The sequence below is a fragment of the Embleya sp. NPDC005575 genome (genome assembly GCF_040605455.1).
Classification (GTDB): domain Bacteria; phylum Actinomycetota; class Actinomycetes; order Streptomycetales; family Streptomycetaceae; genus Embleya.
In genome coordinates, this window is the sequence record NZ_JBEXCV010000035.1 from 26,741 (window position 1) to 45,884 (window position 19,144).

13 protein-coding genes and 2 pseudogenes are annotated in these 19,144 nt (G+C 69.8%); 7 read left to right on the forward strand and 8 right to left on the reverse strand.

Translation table 11 applies throughout. From position 1 onward, the window contains the following. Positions 1-152: 152 nt before the first annotated feature. A pseudogene (locus ABZS54_RS14850) lies at positions 153-335 on the forward strand (sigma-70 family RNA polymerase sigma factor); the annotation flags it as partial. A 566-nt stretch (positions 336-901) separates the two neighbouring features. On the opposite strand, the gene ABZS54_RS14855 reads toward ABZS54_RS14850, so the two are convergent. Then, complete coding sequence (locus ABZS54_RS14855) at positions 902-1,273, reverse strand: hypothetical protein (protein ID WP_355534822.1); 372 nt, start codon at positions 1,271-1,273, stop codon at positions 902-904. A 1,416-nt stretch (positions 1,274-2,689) separates the two neighbouring features. On the opposite strand from ABZS54_RS14855, the gene ABZS54_RS14860 reads away from it, so the two are divergent. Together ABZS54_RS14860 and ABZS54_RS14865 are read left to right on the forward strand one after the other, a co-directional pair. Beyond that, entirely contained in the window at positions 2,690-3,415 is a 726-nt protein-coding gene (locus ABZS54_RS14860) for a calcium-binding protein (protein ID WP_355534823.1), read from the forward strand. A gap of 456 nt (positions 3,416-3,871) precedes the next feature. Continuing rightward, a complete protein-coding gene (locus tag ABZS54_RS14865) occupies positions 3,872-7,282 on the forward strand; it encodes a BTAD domain-containing putative transcriptional regulator (RefSeq protein ID WP_355534825.1) in 3,411 nt (1,136 codons plus the stop codon). On the opposite strand, the gene ABZS54_RS14870 is transcribed toward ABZS54_RS14865, so the two are convergent. The 3 genes from ABZS54_RS14870 to ABZS54_RS14880 form a co-directional block, all read right to left on the reverse strand. Beyond that, on the reverse strand, positions 7,263-8,141 hold the full coding sequence (locus ABZS54_RS14870) for a hypothetical protein (RefSeq protein WP_355534827.1): 879 nt from the start codon (positions 8,139-8,141) through the stop codon (positions 7,263-7,265). The two genes, ABZS54_RS14865 and ABZS54_RS14870, sit on opposite strands and share 20 nt — an antisense overlap. A gap of 40 nt (positions 8,142-8,181) precedes the next feature. Beyond that, positions 8,182-10,116 (reverse strand): serine/threonine-protein kinase, encoded by a 1,935-nt coding sequence (locus ABZS54_RS14875; RefSeq protein WP_355534829.1) that lies wholly within the window; start codon positions 10,114-10,116, stop codon positions 8,182-8,184. Between the two features lie 578 nt (positions 10,117-10,694). Then, on the reverse strand, positions 10,695-11,180 hold the full coding sequence (locus ABZS54_RS14880; protein ID WP_355534831.1) for an SHOCT domain-containing protein: 486 nt from the start codon (positions 11,178-11,180) through the stop codon (positions 10,695-10,697). A 1,026-nt stretch (positions 11,181-12,206) separates the two neighbouring features. Here ABZS54_RS14880 and ABZS54_RS14885 point away from each other — a divergent pair. The 3 genes from ABZS54_RS14885 (at position 12,207) to thpR (ending at position 13,503) form a co-directional block, all read left to right on the forward strand. Continuing rightward, entirely contained in the window at positions 12,207-12,497 is a 291-nt protein-coding gene (locus tag ABZS54_RS14885; RefSeq protein ID WP_355534833.1) for a hypothetical protein, read from the forward strand. Between the two features lie 164 nt (positions 12,498-12,661). Then, positions 12,662-12,787 carry a hypothetical protein gene (locus ABZS54_RS14890; RefSeq protein ID WP_355534835.1) on the forward strand — a complete coding sequence of 42 codons (126 nt, stop codon included), beginning with the start codon at positions 12,662-12,664 and terminating at the stop codon, positions 12,785-12,787. A gap of 68 nt (positions 12,788-12,855) precedes the next feature. Further along, a complete protein-coding gene (gene thpR / locus ABZS54_RS14895) occupies positions 12,856-13,503 on the forward strand; it encodes an RNA 2',3'-cyclic phosphodiesterase (RefSeq protein ID WP_355534837.1) in 648 nt (215 codons plus the stop codon). A gap of 73 nt (positions 13,504-13,576) precedes the next feature. Here thpR and ABZS54_RS14900 read toward each other — a convergent pair whose 3' ends face one another. Both ABZS54_RS14900 and ABZS54_RS14905 read right to left on the reverse strand, forming a co-directional pair. Further along, entirely contained in the window at positions 13,577-15,814 is a 2,238-nt protein-coding gene (locus tag ABZS54_RS14900; RefSeq protein ID WP_355534839.1) for a HAMP domain-containing sensor histidine kinase, read from the reverse strand. Positions 15,815-15,867: 53 nt separating this feature from the next. Beyond that, positions 15,868-16,574 (reverse strand): annotated as a pseudogene (locus ABZS54_RS14905) (response regulator transcription factor). Between the two features lie 335 nt (positions 16,575-16,909). Here ABZS54_RS14905 and ABZS54_RS14910 point away from each other — a divergent pair. Beyond that, on the forward strand, positions 16,910-17,728 hold the full coding sequence (locus tag ABZS54_RS14910) for a polysaccharide deacetylase family protein (RefSeq protein WP_355534841.1): 819 nt from the start codon (positions 16,910-16,912) through the stop codon (positions 17,726-17,728). 496 nt (positions 17,729-18,224) lie between these two features. On the opposite strand, the gene ABZS54_RS14915 is transcribed toward ABZS54_RS14910, so the two are convergent. Both ABZS54_RS14915 and ABZS54_RS14920 read right to left on the reverse strand, forming a co-directional pair. Next, positions 18,225-18,566, reverse strand: coding sequence for a hypothetical protein (locus tag ABZS54_RS14915; protein ID WP_355534843.1), 342 nt, complete (start codon positions 18,564-18,566; stop codon positions 18,225-18,227). Between the two features lie 11 nt (positions 18,567-18,577). Then, positions 18,578-18,877, reverse strand: coding sequence for a hypothetical protein (locus ABZS54_RS14920; RefSeq protein ID WP_355534845.1), 300 nt, complete (start codon positions 18,875-18,877; stop codon positions 18,578-18,580). Between the last annotated feature and the right edge of the window lie 267 nt (positions 18,878-19,144).

Here is a 19,144-nt window from a genome sequence, read left to right on the forward strand (position 1 = left end):
CATGAGAGAAGAGCTCTTGGGTGACACCCGGGCAAGGGAGTCCGATCCGGTGGCCGGCCGGCATGAGCATGTCATCGTTCCGCGGGTATCGTGCTCTCGACAGCAGCGGAGAGGGTGTGGGCGTGACAGCCTAGGCAGAAGGCTTCGATCGCCTGGTCGAACCGTTCCGTTCGGAGTTGTTGGCGTACTGCTACCGGATGTTGGGTTCGGCTCACGACGCCGAGGACTTGGTCCAGGACACGTACCTGAGGGCGTGGCGGGCGTGGGAGCAGTACGACGAGACTCGCAGTTCCCTGCGTACCTGGCTCTACCGGATCGCGACGAACGTCTGTCTGGCACTGATACAGAGCCTGCTCGCGGCTGGACCTGGTCCGCTGGCTCCTCACCGATCAGGACGCGCCCCTGCGAAGCCGGATCGTCGCACTCGTCCTGTCGCTCTACGCGCAACCGCTCAGCTGCATTGCCCGACTCACCGTCGACGATGTCATCCGCGACGGCGACGACGTGTTCCACTTCCTCCGCCTGGGAGATCCACCCTTGCCGGTCCCACAACCCGTCGCCGACCTGCTGCTCGACCACATCGCGGAACGGAGCAACACGCACACCGCGACGAGCCCGGGTCCCTGTGGCTATTCCCCGGCCAACGGCGCCGGACAACCCATGCACCCCGCCATACTCGGTGAACTCGTCACCGCCCTCGGTATCCCATGCTGACCGGCTGGGTCGTCGCCATCCGCCAACACGTCCTTGAGACGCCCGCACCCGTCATCGCCGACGTTCTCGGCCCTTGGAGTCGATATCCCCCGGCGATCACTCAAAGCCACCAACACGCCCGTCACACCCGAGAACTCGCGGCAGTTGATTACGCGAACTCATCAGTCAACCACCGGTTGCAGTGATGCTACTTATTGAACACTTTGAGCAGACCGGTGATGCAGGGAATCGCCAGAAGCGAAAAGAAGATGGTGCTAATCACATCGTGTGAGGTCTTGTAAAATATGATGATCCCCAGAATGATGACCAGAGGACCGATGCATCCGCACCCCTTTGCTGCCCTGTCTCCGGCCCTCTGGGCTCTCTGAGCGGCCCATTGCCTTCGCATCTCTGTCATGTACTGCTCGCGGAAGGCCATCTCTTCAGGGCTTCTGGGTGCCTGGGCCCAGTTGAATATCATGTTCCCGTTGACGTCCCGGAACTGAGATACTGGGCCGTAGAAGTTTCCTCCTGAGACCTGGTTGTAAACGTTCGGATGATCGTCATCTTGATCTGCCATGTGACCATCTTAGGAACTGATTTGACGTTACGTCAGCATGAGCAGGATTGTCAGCCAATCTTTTCCTTGTTGGTGTCCGGGCGACGGTCCGGCTGTGTCGCCTGAGTTCCTGGCTGACCAGGCGTCGGCGTAGGGGTGGTTCACGGAAGAACCGACGCGACCGGAGCCGGAGCGTTCCTTCGGACGACGCGTTCCGCCGCGCCGTGATCGCGCGGCTTCGCGAATCCCGGGCGGGCCGGGGCATTCGGGTGGTTGATTGGCGTGGACCGGTCGTGACGGCGCGGACACAGGGGGTACCCGCTATGGGAGTCGCACCACGTATCTCGCCAAGGCCCAACTCCGGGAACCCCTGGGGGTGAACACCTTCGGCCTGCGCCGGGTCCTGTGGCGGGAGGACTTCCCGGCGTCGGAGAAGCACGGGCCCGCGCTGGGTTCGACGAGGACGACGACCCGGTGTGGAACGCGACCGAGGTAATGGTTGACCAACGCCCCTCAAGCTCCCGCCCACGGTCGGAAGCGTCGAGGCGGGCGAATTCACCCGGACGGGTCCCGGGTGTGCCTATCACGCACTCGTGGCTCGTGCGGTGCTCAGCGGCCCTTGGGTGGGTCATGCGGGTGCGGAGCAGGGTGGCGCGGGTGAGTTCGGTGCCGTCGGGGTGTTCCCGGTTAAGGAGGGCGGTCAGGGGTTGGGGCGTGTCGCCAGTCAGGACGCAGGAGGCCTCGGTGGGCCGCTCGTCCCGGGCGGGACGTGGTCCAACAGGGTGGGCCGAGTCAGAAGCCGGCCCTCGTCGGCTCCGGTGACGGGGCTCGCGGCCGTCCACGGCCAGGGTCGCGCCGTCGGAGAGTCCTGTCTCCAGGTACCGCCACCTTGTCGTGTGTGCGGCGGTGATCAGAGGCCCATCTCGGACCGGGGCGCGTCGCCGGGACCGCAGGTGTCTCCTGCGGCGACGCAGGCCGAAGCCCACCCCCTCCTGGTGCGGCCGCAGGGCCGAGGGGCCGGTGTTCTGGTCCTCCGACAGCGCCGGGCAACTTGTAGGCCGCTTGAGCCGGCTTGAAACGTCCGTTGCACCGCGGTGCGTTCCGGATTCACCGCGGCAGGGCGACCGTTTCGGACCGGTGACCGGCCTCCGGTCCGACTCGTAGCCGCCCGCCCGGACCACGACCGCCGGCATGCGGGGCCGGCGCAATCGAGCCGCAAGACGGGCAGCGGATGGTTGTTGCGGGAGCCAAAGGCCGCGTTCACCGTTTGCGAACGCACTGGTGGGTGGGATACGCGGCGTCCGTCCTTGGCAGCATCCGTCCCAGATCCACTGGGTCCTGCTCGGCACTCGGAGCGGGCCGCCTAACAACTTACGGAGAATCATGCGCGTCCGCGCTTTCACCGCTGCTTTGTCGGGAATTCTGACCTTTTGCGCCTTGGGTGCCGCACCGGCGCAGGCCAGTCCCGTCAGCCCCACGACGATCATGGCCGTCACGGTCAACGGTGGTCAGCCCATCGCGGTCGGCACCGCCACGAAGACCATCAGCGCCGCCGTGCTCGGCACCAACGACTCCGGGATCGGCGCCGGGATCGTCTTCCTCTGGCATGGCGCCACCGACTACGCGCACCGGGACGCCACACTCTCGGATTCGAACCCGGGCGTGTGCTTCTCCCCCGGCGCCTTGGGGCACTGCACATCGACGATCGGCATCACCCCGGCCCGGGACACCGACAAGGCTCTGTACAGCAACTCCCTCGCCGGAACGTGGAAGGTCGCGACCTTCGTGTGGGGCAACAACCATCAGTTGGGCTACTCGTACCAGTACTCCACCGTCCAGGTGCTGAGGCAGGCGAAGCTCTCGGCCGACGCCGCTCCCGAGCCGGCGCACGTGGGCCAGACGATCAACGTCTCCGGCAAGCTCGTCCGCGCGGACTGGGAGACCGGCGCGGACGCAGGCTATGCAAACCAGCCCGTGAAGCTCCAGTTCCACAAGACGGGGAGCACCGGATTCGTCACTCTCAAGACGGTGATGACCGGTTCAGGGGGCGTCCTCAACACCACGGTCAAGGTGTCCGCCAACGGCTCCTACCGGTTCGCGTTCGCCGGCGACGCCACCACCTCGGCGGTCCAGTCGGTCGAAGACGTCGTCAACCTCGATTAGCCGCAGAGGCCGTCTTGCCGTCCACCGGCGTAGGGCGCTGTGCGTTCGGCGCACTGGTCGGCGCTGATGCCGCAGGGAGATCGCCGTGGGTGACCGCGGGACCCGGGGATCCATGCCGAGCCCGAAGTGGCGGGCGGTCGAGCGGGTCTACGGCCGGCCGGTTCGCCGGCCGCGCACATCCTCCACCGATGTCTCCTCCCGTGACGACGAGGGTCTGCCCGGCCGCTCCGAAGCCGTCATCCGTATCGCCCTGATCCCCGGCCGCACCGTCCGCCGCCTCACCAGCGAGAACACCGCATCCCGGCGCGATCCGACACCTCATGCCGAACAGCGCGTTTTGACAGCGGACACTGGGAGAGAACGACCTCTGGCAGCTCGCTGCCCCGTGCTTGAAGCGAGCGCAGCCGTTGGCTCCTGTGGCGTGTCACTATGTGTGGATCACGACAGGGGGCGATGATGAGCGGGCTGCATATCAGCGTGTTGGGCGAGGTGAGAGCCACGTTCCAGGACCAGGTCGTGGACCTGGGAGGGCTTCGACAGCGCGCTGTGCTGGCCCTCTTGCTGGTGGCACGGGGCGGGATCATCACCAGTGACCGGCTGGTCGACGGGGTGTGGGGCGGGTCGCCGCCGCCAAGGGCGCAAGGCGCACTGCACGCGTACGTCTCGCATCTGCGACGCCGGCTCGAACCCGGACGGGAGGCCAGGTCCCGCAGCGGCTTCATCGTCAGTGAGGGCTCCGGCTACGTCTTGCGGATACCGGACGAAGCAGTCGACGCGTGGCGCTTCGAACAGTCACTGGGGCATGCCGCCACGATCACCGACCCGGCCGAGGTGGTGCCGGTTCTCGAGGGCGGACTGGCGCTGTGGCGAGGACCGGCGTTCGCCGAGTACTCGGCAGAGCTGTGGGCCCGGGGGGAGATCGCACGGCTGGCGGAGTTGCGTGAGGTGGCTCGTGAGCGGCTGCTCGCCGCACGTCTTGAGCGTGGTGAGGACGCGGTCCTCGTGCCGGAGATCGAGGCACTGATCGGACAGGACCCCCTGCGCGAGGGACGCTGGCGTCTGCTCGCCCTCGCCCTCTATCGTTCGCACCGGCAGGGCGACGCGCTGAGCGCGTTGCGGCGCGCCAGACAGGTCCTTGCCGAGGAACTCGGGACCGATCCCGGCTTCGCTCTGCGCACCCTCGAAGCGGACGTTCTCGCACAGTCACCCGCGCTCGACCGGCCTGCACCTGCCGGATTCGCGCACCAAGAGGCACCGGCTGCGGCCCCGGAGGGGACGCGAATACGGCCGGCCGGTGCAGCCCGACCGGCTTCCCAGGGCGCGGACGTCCTGGTGGACCGGGACCGGCAGCTGATCGAACTGGGCGACTGTCTGGCCGGTGCGCTGAAGGGCAGGGCCGGCATAGTCCTCGTGGAGGGCCCCGCCGGTATCGGCAAGAGCCGCCTGCTCGCCGAGGTTCGCCGGCTGGCCGCCGAACATGAGGTGCTGACGCTGACCGCACGCGGCAGCCAGCGTGAGAAGGACTACGGATACGGCGCCGTGCGCCAACTCCTCGAACGCCTGGTCGTCAGGCGCGGCGGCGAACTGATGACCGGAGCCGCCGCCGCGTCCACCGCGGTCTTCGACCCCGACGCAGCCGACCACGGCCACCAGCCCGACAGCTACGCGGTCCTGAACGGCCTCCACCAGCTGACCCTCAGGCTCGCCGCCGAACGCCCCCTCCTCCTGGCCATCGACGACCTGCAGTGGTGCGACACCGGCTCGCTCCGCTTTCTGGCCCATCTCGCGGGCCGCCTCGAAGGACTCCCCATCCTCATCGCCGTCACCCTGCGTACAGGCGAACCGCACCATGACGGGGAGCTGCTGGCCGAACTCGCCGACAACGCCGCCGCTCTGCGGATCCATCCCACTCCGCTCACGCCGGCGGGCGTCGCCGATGTGGTTCGCGACGCGCTGGGCGAGCCTCCTGACGCGACGTTCGCCGACGCCTGCCACCGGGCCACATCCGGCAACCCCCTGCTCCTGCGCCAGTTGGTGCGGGCGCTCCAGTCACGCGGCATCCGGCCCGAGGCCGCCCAGGCCGGAACCGTCACCTCCGTGGGATCCAGGGCCGTCTCCCAGCTGGTCCTCAGCCGCCTCGCCCGGCTACCCGCCGACGCGACAGCCGCGGCCCAGACGGTCGCCGTCCTCGGCGACGGCGCGACACTGCCCGACGTCGCCGCCGTCATGGAAGTGTCCGAGAACGAGGCAGCGGACGCCATCGCGCCCCTGGTCCGCGCCGAAATCATCCGCGACCACTACCCGTTCGGCTTCGTTCACCCCCTCGTGGGAGACGCCGTCTACCGGGACCTGCCGCCCGGCGAAAGACAATTGCGTCACGAGCGGGCCGCCCGCATCCTGCACGCTGCGGCCTCACCCCCCGAGCAGACGGCGGCCCACCTGCTGCTCACCCCACACCGCGGCGACCCCTGGGTCGTCGACATGCTGTGCGCGGCCGCCCGGGAAGCCGCGGGCCGCGGTGCCGCCGACGCCGCCGCCACCTACCTCACCCGCGCTCTGCGGGAGCCGCCCGGCCCCACCCGGCAGCCCGAGGTGCTCCTCGAACTCGGCCGCGCCGAGACCCTCGGCAACGGTCCCGCCGCGGTGGAACACCTGCGTCAGGCCTACGAGACGCTGACCGACCCGCCGCGCCGGGCCGCCGCGGCGCTTCTCCTCTCCCGGATCCTGGTCTTCGCCGGCAGGCAGGGTCAGGCGACCGAGTTCGCCCAGCGTGCTGCGGCCCGGCTGCCCCCCGAACTGAAGGACGAACGGCAGGGCCTGCTGGCGCTGGAGCGGATGAGCGCCTACATGCACGGCCTGGACCGGCAGCCGTGGCGCAGTCCGCAGGACCCCGTCATCGACGGCGACGGGTCCGGCGCCCGGATGCTCGCCGCCTACCTGTCCTGGGAAGCCGCCCAGGACGGGAGTGAACGCAGCGGGGCCGTCGCGCTCGCCCGCTTCGCCGTCGCCGACCGTGTCCTGCTGGACGCCGGGGAAGAGCTGCTCTGGTACGCCGCCGTCATCGTCCTGCACCTGGCGGACGAGGAGGTCGGAGCGCTGTGGGGCGCGGCACTGGCCCGCGCCGACGAGCGCGGCTCGCTGTTCTCCGTCCTCTCGACCCACATGTGGCGGGGTTTCACACAGTGGGACCAGGGAGATCTCCGAGGGGCGCTGAAGTCCCTCACGATCTCCGTGGAGCAGCACCAGGCCTGGGGCCTCGCACCCGGTGCCTCACGAGGCTGGGACTTCTTGACGGGAGTTCTGCTGGATCTGGGCGATACCGACGGTGCCCGCGCGTGCCTGGATCGGATGCGCGCCTTGGCCAGGAATACCGAGGGCGCCCTCCTCACCAGGGAGACGCAGGCCAGGGTGCTCATCGCGGAAGGGCGTCATGACGAGGCGCTCACCAGCTTGGACGCCGCCCGGCAGCTGCGGCCGTCCGTGGTCAACCACGCCTGGCGGCCGTGGGCGCCGCTGCGCGTCCAGGCGCTGGCGGGTGTCGGCGAACGGGCCGAGGCGGAGACCCTCGCCAGGGAGCAACTCGCGCTGGCCCGCCGATGGGGCGCGCCGAGCATGGTGGGTCGGTCCTTGCGGATGCTGGGCGAGCTGCGCGGCGCCCAGGGGGTGCCCGAACTCCGGGAGGCGGTGACGCTGCTCGCGCCCGGCCTCGCCCGTCTTGAACATGCCCGCGCCCTGTACTCCCTGGCGGTCCACGGCCCCTCCCAGGAGGCCGAGTCCGCCTTGCGCCAGGCGTACCCCATCGCTGAGCGCTGCGGGGCCGCCGGTCTCCTCCGGTCGATCGGCGACCTCATGGGCAGGCGTAGGTGAAGGTGGCCGACGCGTCTGCCGGGTCGGGCGACAGGATCTCCAGGGTGGCGGTTGCCCGCACGGTCCCGTGGCCGTCGAAGGTCCAGTGCAGGACGACGTCCGTCCGGTGCACATCCTGGGCGACCTGCTGCCGGAGAATGCCGGAAACCGTGCCGTCGCTGCGCTTCCAGCGGTAGTTCACCGTGCCTTCACGGCCATTGGTGTGCAGGGTGCCGATGACCGTGGCGGTGCCGTTGCAGGCGGGACCCGCGGCATCGGTGTGGACGGTGGCTCCGGTCACGGCGAGCGCGGGTGCGTACCGCTGCCAGGCGAGGTAGGCCAGCACCGCGATCAGCACGACCGCCGGCAACAGCCAGCCGCCGAGGACGCCCCTGCGCGGTCTACGTCGGCGTGGGACATCCTGCGGCCTCGGGCCTGGGGATACGGTGCCGTGCCAGACGCTCGCCACCCGGCTGTCGGTGGTGTCCGTCAGGGTGGGCACTCCGGGGCCGAAGCGGGGCGCCTCCGCCGACCCCGGTGCGACGGGTTCCGGGGCGTGGAGTGTGGCGGCGAGGGCAGCGGGCGTCAGTCGTACGGTGCCGATTTCGTCCGCGTGGGGAAGGCGCACGGTTGCCCCCGGTGCGACGGGTTCCGGGGCGTGGAGTGTAGCGGCGAGGGCAGCGGGCGTCAGTCGTACGGTGCCGATTTCGTCCGCGTGCGGACGACGCACGGTTGCCCCCGGTGCGACGGGTTCCGGGGCGTGGAGTGTGGCGGCGAGGGCAGCGGGCGTCAGTCGTACGGTGCCGACCTCGTCCGCGTGGGGAAGGCGCACGGTGCTCTCCTCGGGGCTGTCCTGAGGTGTTTCCTGAGGTGTTGTCATCCGGCATCCTCTCCTTCGTACGGCGTGGATCCCCGAACTCTCAGCGGGGCGGGTTGCAGCCGGAGGGCGCTGAGACGGTCACGAAGGCACCGTTGCCGGAACCGGCGGCCGGTCTGGTCGAGACCTTGACTCCGAGGTAGGGCGAGCGTTCCGGGGTGATGAACGTGTGGGTGTACCTGCCGGAGACCTGTGTCCGCCCCTCGGGAAGGGCGACCGCGTCGGTGGCGACCACCGTCCCGACCGCCCTGGCGGAGGAACCGGTGAACCAGGTCAGGTTGAGCGTTCCGTCGGCGGCCCCGTCGGTCAGTACGGTCACGGAAGCCACCAGGGCGCACCGGGAGCCCAGCGGACCGCTCGCGTCGATCTTCACGGAGACGACATGGAGTTCCGGCGCCGGGGTGGCGGGCGGCACGGTGGTGCCCCCGCCAGAGGTACTGCCGCTGCCCGTTCCCCCCGAGGTGCTGGTGCCCCCGCTGGACGACCCGCCCGACCCGCCCGACGATCCGCCCGACCCGCCCGACGATCCGCCCGACCCGCCCGACGACCCGCCCGAGGTGCCACCCCCGGTGGAGCCGGAACCGGATGAGTCGCCGCCTCCCCCGCCACTCGACGAACCACCGGGGAGGTCGTTCTGGCCCGCGGGGCCGGCCGTGCCCGGCGGCGCCTCGCCCCCGGCTGACGGCTCGTCAGTCGCCTTTGGTGCCGAAGCGGACACACTGGGCGCTCCGGTCGTCGACGGCTCGTCGCTCGCGGCCGTGCTCGCGGAAGCACTGCCGGACGGGGAACCGGGCGTCGAAGGGCCGGACATCGCCACCGGTTCGTTGGCCGGGTGGCCGCTGCTCACGGCCACCGCGGTCACCGTGATCCCACCGAGCAGCAGCGCGCCGGCAGCCACCCCGACCAGGGCCTTTCCCTTGCGGTTCAGCGGCGGCCGACTGCGTTTGCCCCGTTCGGGGCCGGATCCGGGGCTGGAGGTGGCACTTGAGCTGAGGCCGGGATCGGGGCCGGGGCCGGGGCCGAGGTCGGTGGTGGCCAGCGTCGTGGTGCCCGAGGCGCCGCCGGGGTTCGCCCAGGGGAACAGCAGGGGCAGCAGGGCCGCCAGTGCGGCGAGTTTGCGCTGCCCCCGTTCCTCCCAGTCCTCGCCGTAAGCGGCTATCGCCACGGCTTCGAGTTCGGCTACGAAGTCCGCAGCGTTTGCCGGACGTTGCCCGGGCGTCTTGGCGAGACCGCGGCGGATCAACGGGCGCACCCGCTCGGGGGCGAGTGCGTCCGGGACGGGCGCCCCCATGTGCTGGATCGCCAGTTCCTTGACCGTCTCGCCGGCGTACGGCTTGGCGCCGGTGAGGCACTCGAAGAACGTGGCGGTCGCCGCGTAGACATCCGTCGCGGGACTTGCCGGCCGGCCGGTCCACTGCTCGGGCGCCATGTACATGGGGGTACCGGCCGATTCCCCGGCTTCCCCACTGGGCACCGCGATGCCGAAGTCAACCAGCTTGGACGTCCCGTCAGCAGCGATCAGGACGTTGTCGGGCTTGTAGTCCCGGTGCACCACCCCCGCCGCATGGGCGGCGGCAAGGCCGAGCAGCGATCCCTTGAGCACGGCGAGTGCCGCCTCGGGCTCGGTGGCGCCCTCCTGCCTGAGCAGTGCGCGGAGCGGAATACCGTCCACCAGCTCCATGACGATCGCCGCTCCGAAGGACGTCTCCACGTACTCGTAGAACTCGACCACATGGGGGGACCGAAGGGCGCCCAGCAGCTTGGCCTCGGCACGGAACCCGGCGAGGAACGTGCTGTCGCCACGCAGCCGTTCCGAGAGGAACTTGATCGCCACCGGCGACCCGGTCCCGTCATGCCGAGCGAGCATCACCCGGCCACTCGCGCCCGAACCCAGCTCCCTCGACGGCGTGTATCCGGGAATCATCCACGGGCCCGCACCGGATCCGTCGGTCGCGGGGAAGACCTGCGGCCCGCTCATGCGACACGTCTGTCCGCGGCGAGGCCGGCAAGGAGCCCCTCGGGCACCTGGGAGCCCCACGCGTGCGGGTCGTGAACAGGCGCCCCTTGGGGCACGCCGCCACGGTGGGCACCGACGACCGTCGGATTCAGCATTTCTTCCGTCCTTGTTCTGTCGGATGTGCGTGAGTCGCCCTCCGTGCGCATGGTTCGCTCTCGGTCTTGCGGCTCACTTGCATCCGCTCCGGAACACCACAGGGCGCGGGCGCCGGTGAAAACCGCGCCCTGCATGATCCACTCCATGCCGAGGCGCCCGCGGGGCACTCGGGTACGTCCACCTCGTTGGTACGCAGAAATGTCTTCATCTCCGAAGGCGCCCGTCGGTCCGGGTCCGGGGCCTGCCCTGATCGGCGCTTATTGTTGCATTCTTGTATCGGCCCTTATTGCTGCGTTCCGGTCGCGATTCGGAAATAATCGCGTAGGGGGCATGTTCCGGGTGCAGTCAACATTGCGACGTCCGTCTTTCCGGGTGCGGTGGGAGGGCCGAACCGCCGATAGTCGGTGATGGCACCACGGTCCGGCCGCGGCAGGGGGAGCCCGTCAGAGCTCGCCCAGGATCCTCGCTTTGGCGTGCTCGAATTCCGCAGGCGTCAGGGCACCCGAGGCCAGCAGCGCCCGCAGCCGTTCGAGCCGCACGAGTGGATCGCCGGCCGGTGCCGGAGACTCGCCCGCGGAGGCCCGGTGGAGCGACAGGAGGCGGAACATGCCCGCGGCCTTCCGGGCCGGCACGGTGTACGGGCGGGCGGGGCGAGGTTCGGCGATCTCGTCGTCGGGCGCGAACGGCTCGTGGGCGCCACCCCGGATGCCTGCCCCGAGCAGAAAGAAGCTCAGGCCTCCCGTGGTCGCAGCTATCGGCAGCGCGACTTCCCATTGAGTGGTTCCCGCAGGGCATTCACGCTTCGACACGTAGACCCCACCCGACGAACAATTACCGGTGCGTATCACTTGATAGAAACTGTACGCGGCGACTGCCAGCGACGTGAGGAGCAAAAGGCCACCGATACCGGCGCGCAGATAGGATTTCATGATTCCGGACCCCCTGAACAGCGTAGTTTGCGGGCCGGCGAAGGACGCCGAAATCCCGTCCACAGGACACGGGAGACGAGACCGGGAGAGAAGAGCTTCGTCGACGGCGTCATCAAGACGGCGCCATTGAAGTGGCGACACCGGGGAACGCGTACGCATGCTTCTCCGCGGCCTGATGGACCCTGGCCACGTAGTCGTTCACGAGACGACCTTCGCGCTGCGCGGCCCCTCCACCTCGGCGTAGCGCAGGTCCGCCGACCGCGCTGCGGCGGACGCTGTCGTCCTTCCGCGAGGCATTCCCGCAGTAAGACGGCCTCGGTGGCCGCGACGGTCATGCCGTGTCCGTCCTTGGGAGTGAAGCTGCAGATGGCGTCGGCGAAGGCGAGGAAGCCCTCCGGCAGCCCGGTGAGGCGCTCGTACCGGCGGCTCACGCCGGCGGGCAGGCGCATCCTGAGGGCTGCGGTGATCGATTCGGCCTTGCCGACCAGGCCGTCGATGCTGCCGCCGACGACGACCGCGAGCCCCAACCGTAGTGTCACGAACAGTCCCTTCGGCGCTGATGAGTTCAGGCCGGTGGAAGCGCGAAAAACGGAAGATGCGGACGTCGCCTGCGTCGTTCCGGGCTTCGGCGTGCGGGCCCCGTACCGGTGCACGAACCCCCGGTCGAGCCAACTCTCCTGCGCCCCCTTGCGGTGGACTTGCGACTGACTAGCACCTCGGCGGGCCCGCCGGAGGCCAGGAACCTCCCGCCGGCCCGGACGTCAGCTGTCGCCGACGAACGGGATACCGGCGGAATCCGCAACCACCTTCGCGCCGCCGTGTCCGCCCGAGGCTGCGCGGGGCGGGAGCACGCGACGCACGGCCACGCAAGAACGATGCAAGGCGTGTGCCGGACCCTTGGTGACGAGCGGCGAGGGACCGTGGTGCACCGGCACCGGAGAGCATTTCGCCCGCCCCTTACGCAACCGCACCTCGAGCGACCAGGCACGCCTGGACGCTCGCGGACCTTGTACCTCTGGGAGAGTCATGCGAATACGCACGATCACCGCCGCCCTGTCGGGCGTCCTGGCCCTCGCCGTGCTCGGAGCCCCGGCAGCACACGCGGCCGGAAGCGACGACAACACCACGGCCGGCTCGGCGATGCACAATCCGCCGACGTACGCCGTGCCGCCGGATCCGTATGTCGTGTCGACCGGCTCGGCGATGCACAATCCGCCGACGTACGCCGTGCCGCCGGATCCGTATGTCGTGTCGACCGGCTCGGCGATGCACAATCCGCCGACATACGCCGTGCCGCCGGACCCGTACTTCGTGTAGGGAACTGCACGGCGAACGCACCACGAACGCTGGTTCCTTGCTTCGCCCCGCCGGGTGTCACCCGGCGGGGCGAAGTGCTGCCGGCCGGCCGGCGCGGGCCCGCGCCCCGTCGGCGTTAGGCCTCACGCATGCGCTGGGCTTCCGGTTCGACGGCGGCATGCCCCTTGACTGTCCTGATCCTGGGCGTCACCAGCGCCGACAGCCCCGCCCTGACCGGAATCACGAACATCCTCGACGACACCGACACCGAATCCCCCAACGGCCGCACGGTCGTGCTCTTCCGCCACTGACAAGGACAGGTGTACCGGGCGGGATGGGGTTGTTCGCGGTCGTGCCGCAGCCGTGTTCTGATGGATGGGTGAGCGAAAACGGCTCCATGCGCTTGTTCGTGGCGCTCGTGCCGCCCCCCGAAGCGGTGGCGGAACTGCGCCGTGCCGTCGACCCGATCCGCTCCCGGTACGACGGGCTGCGCTGGACCGGGCCCCGAGGTTGGCACCTCACTCTCGCCTTTCTCGGCGCGGTGGAGCCGAAGACCCGGATCGACTTGGAGACCCGGCTCGCCCGCGTCGCCGCGCGCCATCCGCCGCGGAACCTTGCGCTCACCGGCAGCGGCCGTTTCGGCGATCGCACCCTGTGGATCGGGATCCGGGGCGATCGGCGGGCGATGGCTGCCCTGGCCGTGGCCGTACGGCGCGCGGCCGACAAATGCCATATCCCGATCGAGGACCGGCCGTGGCACGGTCACGTGACTCTGGCCCGCGTCGCCCAACCACGCGGGGCGGGCGGGCGGCGCCCCCGAGGCGGTGCGCTCACCGCCCCGGCGGCCGATCTCGCCGGATTCGACGGGGTGGAATGGACCGCGGCTCGGCTGCACCTGGTGCGGAGCGTCATCGGCAACGGCCCGGCCCAGTACCACGACGTGGCGACGTGGCCGTTGGTGGGCAGGCCCTCATCGCACGTCCGCGCGCGAACCCGGGATGGTGCCGAGGAGTCCAGTTCGAAGTGAGCGCCGCCTGAGCCGGCCGAACCCCAGAGGCAACAGCAGGGACCACCGCATCACCCAGTCGCGGGAGTCGCCGTCATTGCGTACCAGGTGAACCCCGGCTCTCCTGGTCACAGTCGTGCAACTCGTGGCCCGCCGACCCGAATCCCGGGCAGTTCGCACCGCGCCGTGGACCAAAGACGCCCGATCGTGGCCATGGGACAACTCGCCGGACCCACCGGACACGCCACCAGCGTCGCGCGTTGCGTTGTCGCCCGAGTGTGCTTGCGGCGCGGACCGATGGTGCGGAAGACGCTGGCAGTGCAAGGGGCCCCACAGGCCCGGATTGCCGAGCTCGCGGAAGTTGATGTCGACGTCGGTGACGGATCGGCCGCCCGGGACGCGGGCGTTGGCCGCAGTGCAGGTGAGTTGGTGGATGGCGTCCACCGGGACTCGGCCGGCGTCGAGGGGCAGCGTGAGCGTGACGCTCCCGTCTCCGGTGTCGACGCCGACCCGGCCCGCCACATCCGCCAGGGCGGTCGAGAGTCCCCGCCGCTGTTCGGCCTGGGTCGGTCCCTTCAGCAGCAGTGCGACCGCTTGGCCGGGGTCGAGGGAGGCGTCGGCGGGTCGGGAGACCGCTTGGACACCGTCCAAAGACACGAAGAACAGGCGAGCCCGGTCGGGGACGGTGCCGACCTGGGGAACACCCCTGGCCGGGGGACCGACTCCGTGTGGCTTCGTGGCGGAGATGCCGCATTCGGCGACGAGGACGGCCACGACGGCGGCCATGACGGCGGCGACCACGGTGGTGATCCTCCGGACGTTGGTGTCCGACCTCGCCCGACGACGCGGGCTCGCCGTCGTGATCGGTTCCGGGTGCACCGATGTCGCCCAGGTGCCCGGGGTCCGGCACGGCGGCCGGCGGCACGAGGGGGAGTTCGATGGTGAACACGGTGCCCTCGTTCGCGGTGGTGGCCGCTCGTAGGGTGCCGCCGTGCAGGCGGATGTTCTCGCTGGCGATGGCGAGTCCCAGGCCGCTGCCGTCGGATCGGGTCCGGGCCGAGTCGGCTTTGTAGAAGCGGTCGAAGATGTGCGCGAGCACGGCCGGATCGATGCCGGGGCCATGGTCGACGACGTCGAGCGCGACCCGGTCGTCGGCGCGGCGCAGTACGACCCGGACGGGGCTGCCACCGTGCCGCAGTGCGTTGCCGATCAGGTTGGCGAGGGCGACGTCGAAGCGTCGAGGGTCGAGGACGACGCGGATCCCGTCGGGGAGTTCGGTCTCGACCCGGTCGGTCCAGCCCCGGGCCCGTAGGGTTCGGCGTACCGCGGTGGAGACGTCGACCTCGTCGGTGTGCAGGACTGCGGCGCCTGCGTCGAAGCGGGAGATCTCCATGAGGTCGTCGACCATGCGGGCGAGTTTGCGGGTCTCCTCGGCCACCAGTCGGAGTGCCTCGGAGGTGTCGGGGTCCAGATGGGTGGTGTCCTCGTCGAGGACCTCGGTGACGGCGACCATCGCCGCGAGGGGGGTGCGCAGTTCGTGGGAGACGTCGGCCGCGAACCGCCGGGCGCCGGCTTCCAGGCGGCGCCGTTCGGCGGCGTCGCGTTCGATGGTGTCGGCCATGGTGTTGAACGTCGCGGTCAGGTCCGCGAGTTCGCCGGTGCCGCGGACGCGGATGCGGGTGTCGAGTTCGCCCTCGGCGATGCGGTGGGCTCCCGCGCGCAGCCGCCGTACCGGGCGAAGCACGTGCGCGGCGGCGACGAGTGCCGGGACGAGGGCGAGCCCGACGGCGGGGATCGCGCCGTAGCGGGCCGCGGTGACCAGCGCGTGGATGTCGGCCTGCTCGCCGCGCAGGGACATTTCGGCGTACACCACGATCCGGGTGGGGATGTCGTCGTGCCCCGCGTGCAGGATCGGCATCCCGACGACCAGCCACGGGCCGTCGGGCCGTGCGACGCGCTGGGTTACCGCGCCGTTCTCCCGCAACACCGCTGATCGCAGGGCCGCGGTGATTGCGCCGGGATCACCGGGCGCCTCGGCGGGGACGAGTGGGCCGTCCTGGTACGAGACGTGGGTGCGCCAGTCGCGGGGGGTGCCCGCGCGGTCGAGCAGGGCGGTCAGCTGCCGCAGGTCCTCGGTGCTGGGCGGATACGCCAGATCGGGTGCGCGCGAGTCGAGTTGGGCGCGCAGTTCGTCGGTCGCGGCGTTCTCGGTGCGGTCGAGGATCGCGTCGCGGGCTTTGTCGAACGTCAGTGCGGAGGTGATCAGCGCGCTGAACGCGGCGACCAGGAGAAAGGCGACGACCAGCCGGGGGCGAAGACCCCGCAGCGACAACCGGCGTCCGACAGCTCGCGCTGATCCGGGCGCGGGCCGCGCGGCGGACGCGGTCACAGCGGACCGAAGCGGTAACCGAATCCGCGGACCGTCTGCACGTAGCGGGGGCGGCGCGGGTCGTCCTCGACCTTCCCGCGCAGGCGCAGCACGCACGCGTCGACCAGCCGGGCGTCCCCGGCGAAGCTGTGCTCCCAGACGCGTTCGAGGAGGATGTCGCGGCTGTACACGCGCCCGGAGGAGGCGGACAGGTACAACAGCAGCTTGAGTTCGGAGGGCGCGAGCGTGAGGTCGGTTCCGTTTTTGGACACGATGAGCGCGGCCCGGTCGATCGTCAGATCGCCGTACCGGTCGACCCGGGGCGCCATCGGATTCTCGGCGGTGCCGTCTTCGGTGTCGGCGGGAACGGCGCGGCGCAGGGCGGCCTTGATCCGGGCGCCCAAGACCTCGCCGCCGGCCGGCTTGACGACGTAGTCGTCCGCGCCGGCCTCCAGGCCGCCCACGACGTCGATGTCGTGCCGCGAGCGGTCAGGATGATGATCGGGAGTTGGTGCCGCTCCCGGATCCGGCGGCACACCTCCCGGCCGTTGATGCCCGGCAACATCAGATCCAGCAGGACGAGATCGGGGCGGAAGTCCTCCAGGGTGGCGAGCCCGGCCTCCCCGGTGGCTGCGACGGCGACCTCGTGGCCGCGCCGTCGCAGTGCGATACCGACGCCTCTTCGGACCGCGGGATCGTCTTCGATAAGCAATACGCGTGGCATGGTGGTGAAAATTCCCTGCTGAGTCGTCACGACGGATTATAGGGGACTGTGTCCGGGCCGTTCGAAGACGTTGTGGTGAGGCAGGAACGGCAGCCTGTGGTGCTCTTCGACTTACGACGGATTTCGCGGCACCGATCCCGTCCCGTACCGGTCGGCGGGTGTGTTGACGCCTGTTCGCACAGCTCAGAGCCTCGTTGGCCATCGTATGGTCCCGTGATGACGGGTCTGTGCGCGATATGTGACGAGACGATGACAGCCTCCGGTTTCGATACCCGAACGTGTTTGGCTCGACGAGCAGTCGAACCAAGACCCGGGATATCGAGACAGGAATACCCATGACGATTGGTGGAATACGTCGCGGCGGCGTGGCGAGGGGTGCGGGCACGGCAATGGCCCTCGTCCTGACCGCAGCGACCCTCACGGGTTGCGGTGGAGCATCCGACACATCGGCGAACCGACCTGTCGCCGGCACCTACAAGGCGGCTCGCCCGCTGCCGGGCGCCGCCGGTGCCAAACCCTCGACCGCCCCGCGCCCGAAAGAGGGCGGCACGGTCGATCCCTCGATATCGCGGCACTCGGAGGACGGCGGCAGGACGGTCAACCTCACCCTCGACGACGGCCCGGACGCCGTGTGGACGCCCCGCTTCCTGGAGCTGCTCGAGAAGCACAAGGCCAAGGCCGTGTTCTGCGTCCTGGGGCCCGCCGCCAAGGCCAACCCCGAACTGCTGGGCAGGATCGTCGACGCCGGCCACCGTCTGTGCAACCACTCGGTGCATCACGACACCGCCATGGACAAGAAGCCCGTCGACTACCAGACGCAGGAGATCCTCGACGCCAAGAACATGATCGACCAGGCGTCGGGAGGCCGACGGATCTGGTACTACCGCGCACCCGGCGGCGCGTTCACCCCGGAAAGCCGCCAGGTCGCCGCCGATCACGGCATGCGCCCCCTCGGTTGGAACGTCGACCCGAGCGACTACCAGCGCCCCGGAGTCGACTCCATCGTCACCCGCATCCAACAACAACTGAGCAAGGGCCCCACCATTTTGATGCACGACGGGGGCGGCAATCGCGAACAATCCTTCCAGGCTCTCGAAAAGCTCCTGACGTGTTTCGACGAACAGGGTTACCACTACGGCTTCCCGCAATCGTGAACCTGCTTCGCCGACCGACGGACAGGCCGACGGACGGGCCGGCCGGCCGGCCGGCCCGTCCGTCGGCTCGGCACGCAACATTCAGTCACCGACGGTGAGTTGGGTGATGTCCACAGAGGCCGCCCCGCTGTGCCGGCGTGGGAACCCGCCGATGGGCACGCCGAGGGAAAGTCTGCGCAGGCATGGGGTATGTCTCCGAAAGACGCGGGGCGGAACGAGCCCGGGCCCGTTCCGCCCCTCGATCACTGTGCCCGGCGAGGCGAGCGCATCGCCCGGGGTCGACTACTTGCAGCCGAGTCGTGCGTACACCTTGTCGCCGGTCCACGACCCGGTGGCCCAGCGGTCCACTGCCGCCGGTGTGAAGGAGTACTGCTTGCCGAGTTCCTTGCCCAACCAGTGAGCGAACGCGGCCGAAGCCTGCTGGCAGGAGTGGATGCCGTCGTTGCTCCGCTGCGCCTTGGCAGCGGCGCCGTCGGTGCCCCACAGGGCCGCGGCGTCAAGGGAAGCGCACCTTGTCCGGATGCTTGTCCGCCACGTCCCTGGCCGACTTCGGAGCGGACTTGATCTCGGCCTCGTGCGGCTTGTAGAAGTCGTCGATCTTGAACGGCGGCGCTGACACGATGACGAGTTCGGCGCCCGCGTCGGTCACCATCTTGACCAGCCGTTCGTAACTGGCGTGTTGTTCCTCTGCCTTGCCCCAGTCGTAGGTCGTGATCTGGTAAACGACGACGTTCGGCTTGAAGGAGCCGAGTTCCTTCGGCAGCTGTTCCCAGGTGGGTTCGGCCACCTCGCCGATGACACCGCCGCCACCGGCGGCCGCCATCGACTCGAACTCCATGCCGTTGGCCTTCATTGCCGCCCGAGCGCGGGAGCCTCGACTTCGCCGATGGAGTCACCCATCCACAGCAGCTTGGCGAGCCTTACGTTCTTGTTCCCGGCGCCGGACGGTTCCTGGCCGCCGCGGGCTGTGGCGGAGGGAGCGGTGGCCGAGGGGGCCGAAGCGGACCGGCCGTCGGTGGCCTCGCTCTTCTTGTCCGAGTCGTCGCAGGCGGTGAGCCCGAAGGCCCCCGCCGCAGTGACGAGGGCGATTCCCACGGTGAGCCGGACCGTGCGCCGACGGCGGGTGGAAGGGTTGGTCTCGCTGTTCATGTCGTCCAGTAGAGCCTCTGAAATCCCTACTCAAAGGGGTTGTCATCGTTTCATCACACGCTGGGAGAGGAACAGTCATCCACCACGAGCCCGCACCCGGATCGTGCGCGCACAGACCCAGGCGAACGGCGTGGTCGCCGGGCGCCTGCGGGGCGAGGCGCCGATCGCATTGCTGATCGTGGCGGCTGCGGGGTTCTGGGTTGCGGGGATCACGTGTGTGTATGTGTTGGGTGGGCGATGGTGGGGTCGCGATGACGACGTCGTGTC

Excerpts from the sequence above, each read along its gene's own strand:
- ABZS54_RS14855 (WP_355534822.1), bottom strand. The coding sequence starts at position 1,273 with ATGGCAGATCAAGATGACGATCATCCGAACGTTTACAACCAGGTCTCA.
- ABZS54_RS14865 (WP_355534825.1), top strand. The coding sequence starts at position 3,872 with ATGAGCGGGCTGCATATCAGCGTGTTGGGCGAGGTGAGAGCCACGTTC.
- ABZS54_RS14870 (WP_355534827.1), bottom strand. The coding sequence starts at position 8,141 with ATGACAACACCTCAGGAAACACCTCAGGACAGCCCCGAGGAGAGCACC.
- ABZS54_RS14875 (WP_355534829.1), bottom strand. The coding sequence starts at position 10,116 with ATGAGCGGGCCGCAGGTCTTCCCCGCGACCGACGGATCCGGTGCGGGC.
- ABZS54_RS14880 (WP_355534831.1), bottom strand. The coding sequence starts at position 11,180 with ATGAAATCCTATCTGCGCGCCGGTATCGGTGGCCTTTTGCTCCTCACG.
- ABZS54_RS14885 (WP_355534833.1), top strand. The coding sequence starts at position 12,207 with ATGCGAATACGCACGATCACCGCCGCCCTGTCGGGCGTCCTGGCCCTC.
- ABZS54_RS14910 (WP_355534841.1), top strand. The coding sequence starts at position 16,910 with ATGACGATTGGTGGAATACGTCGCGGCGGCGTGGCGAGGGGTGCGGGC.
- ABZS54_RS14915 (WP_355534843.1), bottom strand. The coding sequence starts at position 18,566 with ATGGAGTTCGAGTCGATGGCGGCCGCCGGTGGCGGCGGTGTCATCGGC.
- ABZS54_RS14920 (WP_355534845.1), bottom strand. The coding sequence starts at position 18,877 with ATGAACAGCGAGACCAACCCTTCCACCCGCCGTCGGCGCACGGTCCGG.